We start from the raw sequence: 6,981 nt of genomic DNA, 5'->3' as shown, positions 1-6,981 counted from the left end.
TTTTGATCCTTTCAGTGAGATCGTCAAGCGATCTGTCTTAACTGATCGGCATTAGACCCCAGGTCTGCTTTTTCAGCGATGAAAGCAGTGAGTGCTTCACCGTTAGAACTTCACCAAGGTCCCTTTCAGCGCCACCCCGGCCATGATAGCCCCGGCGCCGCACTCATATTCGGTCTCGCTGACAAACTCACGCTTCTTGTAATAGGACTGGATATTGACCACAGCGTCCATCCCCTCACGCTCGGCGCGCTCCTGCAACGCCTTTAGCGCACTCAACATCACCCACTCACAGGCTTCGCGATCCGATTTACCAAAGGCATTGGTCTTTTTATTGGTGATCACCTCGCCATAGCTCTTGCTGATCTCCGGGTGAACCTGAGTGGCAAAATACAGTGGCACATCGTAAAGGGCTTCTTTGGCCTTCTCGGTCTGCAGCAGTTCCTGCACCGGATACTGGGCTATGGTGTCGCGGGCTGTGGCGTTGGCACTGACCATCAGGGCCAGCAGCGCCAGAGCAAGTGATTTTTTCATCTATATCTCCCTATTGCGGCTCTACGCCGCAGTCAAAGCTTTGATTGCAGTCCATCTAAAGATAGGATCACTCTGCCGGTTGCAGGAGTGACTAATTCGCAATGATACAACTAGTTACACACCACAGACCAGAAAAAGCTCACGACTCAATAAAGGCTGCCATCAACTCACGGGTCAAATCGGCGGCGGGAATTTCCCGACATCCCTCCGGATTCTGACCACACCAGAGCGGGCTGAAATCACTGCAGTCGCGTGCTTCTGCCGCGGCGCGCAGCGGCGCAATGGCATTGGCCGCCAAGGGGAAATCCGGCGCTTGCCCCAAAGGCCCCAACTCACGCATCAAACGGGTCATTATGCCTCTGGCCGGACGGCCACTATAGAGATTGGTCAGTGCCGTATGGCGATTCATTTGCGGATCTTTCAGCGCTTGGCGATGCAGTTCACTGATCTCGGCCTCCGGGCACAAGAGATAGGCCGTGCCCACCTGCACCCCGGCCGCTCCCAAAGCCATGGCCGCCTGCACTCCGGCGGCGTCGGCAATACCACCGGCAGCAATCACGGGCACCTTCACCGCCTGTACCAGGCGCGGTAACAGGGCGAAGGTACCGCTGTGCTCGGTCAAATCATCACTGAGGAAATGGCCTCTGTGACCACCGGCTTCCAGGCCCTGGGCTATGATGGCATCCACGCCTCTGGATTCGAGCCACTTGGCCTCAGCGACGCTGGTTGCCGAGGCGATCACCTTGGTGCCCCAGCTCTTGACCCTGAGCATCAGCTCGGTGGAGGGAAGCCCGAAATGAAAACTCACCACTTCGGGGCGAAAGGGCTCTATAACCGCTGCCACCTCGGCATCGAAGGGACGCCGCTCGGCACCACCGCCGAGATCTTCGACCTCGAATTCACGGTAATAGGGCGCCAGTTGCTGCCGCCAGGTACGCAAACGCTCGGCTTGTTCCTCGGGCGGCTTATGGCAGAAGAAGTTGAGATTTACCGGCCGGTCACTCTGGCGCCTAAAACTCTCAATGGCTTGCTTGAGTTTGTCATGGGATAACATGGCGCAGGGAATGGAGCCGAGCGCACCGGCAGAAGCGACCGCCAATGCCAACGGCACGCCCTGTGCGCCGGCCATGGGGGCTTGAATCAGCGGCAATTCAATACCAAAGAGTTGTTCTATCAACATACCAAGACTCCTTCTTGCTTCAGTCCTCAGCGGCGCTATTCCCGCTGCTTGGTCCAATCATCCGGCTGTTCAGACTAACGGTTAGCGGTTGTTTACGCCAGCAAAAACGCCGCGAGAATCGCGGCGTTGACAGTCAAACTCAGTGTCATTCAGAGCAGGTAATCCATCCCCAAGGCGACAAACAAGACCATACCTGCCCAGTTATTGTTGAGAAATGCCTTGAAGCAGGGAGCCCGCTGCCTGTCGTAAATCAGCCTCTGCTGATAAAGCCCAAAGCCGATAAAGGCCAGCAGCCCAACCAGATAGAGGGTACCTCGCTCGGCCACATAACCGGCAGTCATAAAGCAGGCCAGCGCCGCCAGCTGAAACAGGCCGATGATCTGCCTGTCGTAACGGCCGAACAGAATGGCGGTGGACTTGATCCCCACCTTGAGATCATCGTCCCTGTCCACCATGGCATACATAGTGTCGTAGGCCACAGTCCAGAACCAGTTGGCGGCAAACAGCCACCAGGCTTCGACAGGCACTTCACCTGTCTGGGCAGCATAAGCCATGGGGATCGACCAACTCCAAACCGTGCCGAGGAACATTTGCGGCATATTGGTGTAGCGTTTGGTGAAGGGATAGATAATGGTCAGCAGCATGCCGACAAGAGAGAGCTTCACCACCAGTGGGTTGAGCAGCAGCACCAAGCCAAAGGCAAACAGCCCCATGACCACAAACAAGCCCAGTGCTTCTTTGACCGTTACCTCGCCACTGGCCAAGGGTCTGGCCTTGGTGCGCTCGACATAGGTGTCCAGCTCGCGGTCGGCATAGTCATTGATAATGCAGCCGCAGGCGCGCATCACAAACACACCTATGATAAAGATGATCAACACCTTGAGATCCGGTAAACCTCCGGCCGCCAGCCACAGCGCCATTAAACAGGGCCACAGCAGCAGAAAAGTTCCTATGGGTCTGTCCAGACGCGACAGACGGGCATAGACATCAATTTTTTCCCTCAAGTTCATCGGTAGGCTCTCCAACACATCACAGCCTTAAATTTGCCAAGCATTATGACTCAGCGACAGTGTGATTGACACCGCAAAACGCGAATTTTCCTATCAGGGCTGTCAGCAAGCGGTTAACTTGGCGTAGGCCACCACCAACCACTTACTGCCGAAGTCATCGAAATTCACCTGCACCCTGGCCTGTGCGCCCTGGCCTTCAAAATTGGTCACTATCCCCTCACCGAATTTGGGATGCAGCACCCGTTGGCCGACATTGAAGCCCGTATCGTTGAAGCTGCTTTGCGACTTGCTAAACCTGTTATTGGCCATGGGGGTGGCCACCTGCGCCTTGAGACGGATCTCCTGCAGATACTGAGGCGGGATCTCCTTGATAAAGCGCGACGGCCGCGAGTAGTTTTCACGGCCATAGATGCGGCGCGACTCGGCATAGGTGATATACAGCTGCTGCATGGCGCGGGTCATGCCCACGTAACACAGGCGCCGCTCTTCTTCCAAACGATCGCCCTCTTCCAGCGACAACTGGCTGGGGAACAGCCCTTCTTCGACACCGGCCATAAACACCAGCGGGAACTCCAGCCCCTTGGCCGAGTGCAGCGTCATCAACTGCACCGCATCTGTGTGGGCATCGGCCTGGCCTTCTCCCGCCTCCAGCGCAGCATGGGACAGGAAGGCATTCAACTCACCCATGTCCACCAGCTCTTCCGGCACTTCGAAGGTGCGCGCCGCGGTGACCAGTTCCTCAAGGTTTTCCACTCTGGCCTGAGCCTTTTCGCCCTTTTCCTGCTCATACATGGCCTTGAGCCCGGAGTTCTGGATCACTATATCCGCCTGGCGATAGAGGGGCAGCTCTTCGGTGTCGTTGCGCAGCTGCACTATCAGGTCCATAAAGCTGCGCACCGCATTGGCGGCGCGACCGGCCAAGACCTTCTCTTCCAATAGACGGACGCAGGCCTGCCACAGGGTCAATTGCTGCTGCCGAGCCGTGGTTCTGAGAATATCCAGGGTGCGATCGCCTATCCCCCTGGCGGGAGTGTTGACCACCCGCTCGAAGGCGGCGTCATCGTCGCGGTTGGCAATCAGACGCAGGTATCCCATGGCATCCTTGATCTCCTGACGCTCGAAGAAGCGCAAGCCGCCATAGATCCGATAAGCCAGCCCCTTGTGCAGCAAGGCCTCTTCCAATACCCGTGATTGAGCATTACTGCGATAGAGGATGGCGCAGTCACTGAGACTGCCGCCCTTGTCCTGCCAGTCGCCAATGCGGCCTATGATGAAGCGGGCTTCATCCATCTCATTGAAGGCACAGTAAACTGAAATAGGCTCACCATCGACATCTTCGGTCCACAGCTGTTTACCCAGCCGATCCGGGTTGTTGGCGATAAGTTCGTTGGAGGCCTTGAGAATATTGCCGCTGGAGCGGTAGTTTTGCTCCAGGCGAATAGTTTCGGCATTGGGGAAGTCCTGTAAAAACTTGTGCAGGTTTTCCACTTGGGCACCGCGCCAGCCATAGATGGACTGGTCATCGTCACCCACTATCATCACATTGGCGCTCTTGCCCGCCAGCACTCTGATCCAGGCATATTGAATGGCGTTGGTGTCCTGAAACTCATCCACCAGAATATTGCGGAATCTATCCTGATAGTGGGCCAGAATATGTTCCTTGTTGAGAAACAGCTCGTGAGCCCGCAAGAGTATCTCGGCAAAATCCACCAGACCGGCACGATCACAGGATTCCTGATACACCTGATAGATTTGAATCAGCTTCTGTTCCATGGGGAAAATCCCACCATCAAGATGCTTCGGGCGTAATCCTTCATCCTTCTTACCATTAATATAACTGGCCACCATCCGCGGCGGATACTGCTTCTCATCCAGATTCAGGCTCTTGAGGATACGCTTGAGCAAGCGGAGCTGATCATCCGAGTCAAGGATCTGAAAATTCTGCGGCAGGCCAGCATCCTGCCAGTGAGTACGCAGCAGACGATGGGCCAGACCATGGAAGGTACCGATCCACATGCGGCCCATATGGTTGCCGACTATCTTCTCCACCCGCTCCCGCATCTCGGCGGCCGCCTTATTGGTAAAGGTCACCGCCATAATGGAGTATGGGCTCTGGTTTTCCACCTGCAGCAGCCAGGCAATCCTGTGAGTCAGTACCCGGGTCTTGCCGCTACCGGCTCCGGCGAGCACCAGCATGCTCGATTGAGGTGCGGCTACCGCCTCACGCTGCTTGTCATTCAGGCCATCCAATAAAGAAGATACGTCCATTCGCGCCTCCACAAAAACGAGCGCGCATTATAGCAGGAAAGACCCATAGCTCCTACGCGCCTTAGCAGGCTACTGATAGAACTGGACTCAAGGGAAGAGGGCAAAACAGAGTCGGCTTCATCGGTATTTACCCCTTCTTTTTCCAAAACAAAATACTGCATCAAATGCTCATATTAAATCATTACTAAATAATGACTTAACAATATAAACAATCAAAAATACTAAAAGTTAAAAAATTTACCTATTAAATTGCCACAACTCACAGTTTACAACAGAACAAAGACCTAGGATCTTGAAACATTCACTATATTTTTCATGCATTTGTTTGGGAGCCGGGTTTTGAACCAAGCCATCTTTTCCAATCTATCTTTGCGCAAGTTGTTAATCACCTTGTTTGCTGCGCTTTTAGCACTGTTTTGTCTGTCATTGGGCACCATTGGCTATCACCTAGAGGAGGTGAAAAGCCAAATAAGCCTGCTGGAACGGGAGTACCACAGCAATGATCAGGCCGCCTCTTTACTGCAACTGGTATCCGGCCTCAGACGGGAACAGCTGGGTTACAGCTTGAGACGGGTACTGAATGCTCCCATGAGTGAGGAGTCACGTCAGTACCTGCAAGATCAGACCCTGGCGATCAACTCGGCATTACAGCAACTGAAACAGGGCGCCGGACAAGATACCCTGGTGCAGCTGCACAAGCTGGATGCGCCGCTGCTGGCCTTTATGGGACTGCATAAGCAGTTTTTGAATCAAGACAGCAGCGACCTTGCGGAAAACACCGCCAACATGCTGACCTCCATGGAATCCTGGCATATTTACAACAATGTCGAGACCGAGCTCAAGGCCTTGATGGAGCTGGAAACCAATAAGGTCAGCTCTGCCAGAAGCGCCAGTGAACAAGCGATTCAATCCCTCAGCAGCAGTCTGGTCATCGTCTTCTGTCTCTTTGTGACCCTGGCATTGGGAGCCGGCTGGTTCCTGCTGCGACGAATTTTTATTCCCCTTGGCGCCACCACGCAAGTGCTGGAAAAAATCGCTTCGGGCGATCTCGCCAGCGCCATCCCGATGGAGAAATTCAGCGGCAGTGAATTCAAACACTTGGCAGAAACTCTGGGGCAGATGCGTACCACATTGCATGAAATGATCTCCCAGATAGGCGCCGCCTCGGTACAACTGGCTGCGGCTGTGGAGGAGATGACTGCGGTCGCCGCCGAATCTGCCGAGGAGATGCAACAGCAGCGCTCTGAGGTCGATCAGGTAGCCACCGCTATGACAGAGCTGCAGAGCTCAATTGCCGATATCTCCCGCAACACCACGCAAACGGCTGATCAGGCCAACCAAGGGGTGCAAGCCACCACGGAAGGCCAGCAAGTGGTAATGCAAACTCTGGATACCATTCAAAGCTCAGATGCAGAAATCACCGCCGCCAGCGAAGTGATAAATCAATTGCAGAAAGATTCAGACTCCATTGCCATGGTGCTGGAAGTGATCGCCCAGATAACCGACCAGACCAACCTGTTGGCCCTCAACGCCGCCATCGAAGCCGCCAGGGCCGGTGAAGCCGGCAGAGGCTTTGCCGTAGTGGCCGATGAAGTACGCACCCTCGCCAGCCGCACCCAAAGCTCAGCGCTGGAAATCAAAGGCACCATAGAGCAGCTGCAACAAAGGGCTCAACATGCCAATGAAGTGATGCAAAAGAGCCGTGAACGTATGCAAGGCAGTGTCCGCTGCGCCAATGAGGCCAGTGATGCAATTGAAAGAATTAGTGCCGCCATCAGTATTATCAATGATATGGCGATTCAGGTGGCCAGTGCCACCGAACAACAAACAGCGGTTACCGGCGAGTTGGGGGTCAATATCACCAATATCAGTGATGCCGCCTCCAGAGTGTCCATGGGAACAGGACAGGTATCCCAATCCAGCCAGGAGCTGAGTCAGTTGGCCCACAATCTGGCGCATTTGATCAGCCGCTTCCGCACCTAAAACGAGATC

5 protein-coding genes are annotated in these 6,981 nt (G+C 54.7%); 1 reads left to right on the top strand and 4 read right to left on the bottom strand.

Annotated elements, in window-relative coordinates; all coding sequences use genetic code 11:
* Positions 1 to 102: 102 nt before the first annotated feature.
* The 4 genes from CX651_RS17055 to uvrD form a co-directional block, all read right to left on the bottom strand.
* On the bottom strand, positions 103 to 531 hold the full coding sequence (locus CX651_RS17055) for an excinuclease ABC subunit A (RefSeq protein ID WP_101057112.1): 429 nt from the start codon (positions 529 to 531) through the stop codon (positions 103 to 105).
* Positions 532 to 670: 139 nt separating this feature from the next.
* A complete protein-coding gene (locus tag CX651_RS17050) occupies positions 671 to 1,711 on the bottom strand; it encodes an NAD(P)H-dependent flavin oxidoreductase (protein ID WP_101057110.1) in 1,041 nt (346 codons plus the stop codon).
* A 149-nt stretch (positions 1,712 to 1,860) separates the two neighbouring features.
* Positions 1,861 to 2,721 (bottom strand): 4-hydroxybenzoate octaprenyltransferase, encoded by an 861-nt coding sequence (gene ubiA / locus CX651_RS17045; protein ID WP_101057108.1) that lies wholly within the window; start codon positions 2,719 to 2,721, stop codon positions 1,861 to 1,863.
* Between the two features lie 102 nt (positions 2,722 to 2,823).
* A complete protein-coding gene (uvrD, locus tag CX651_RS17040; RefSeq protein ID WP_101057106.1) occupies positions 2,824 to 4,989 on the bottom strand; it encodes a DNA helicase II in 2,166 nt (721 codons plus the stop codon).
* A 339-nt stretch (positions 4,990 to 5,328) separates the two neighbouring features.
* On the opposite strand from uvrD, the gene CX651_RS17035 reads away from it, so the two are divergent.
* Entirely contained in the window at positions 5,329 to 6,972 is a 1,644-nt protein-coding gene (locus CX651_RS17035) for a methyl-accepting chemotaxis protein (RefSeq protein ID WP_226564610.1), read from the top strand.
* Positions 6,973 to 6,981: the final 9 nt, after the last annotated feature.

The sequence above is a fragment of the Shewanella chilikensis genome, assembly GCF_002836945.1.
Taxonomy (GTDB): Bacteria; Pseudomonadota; Gammaproteobacteria; order Enterobacterales; family Shewanellaceae; genus Shewanella; species Shewanella chilikensis.
The sequence above is the reverse complement of the archived record's forward strand: the minus strand, read 5'-3'. Positions and strand labels throughout refer to the sequence as shown.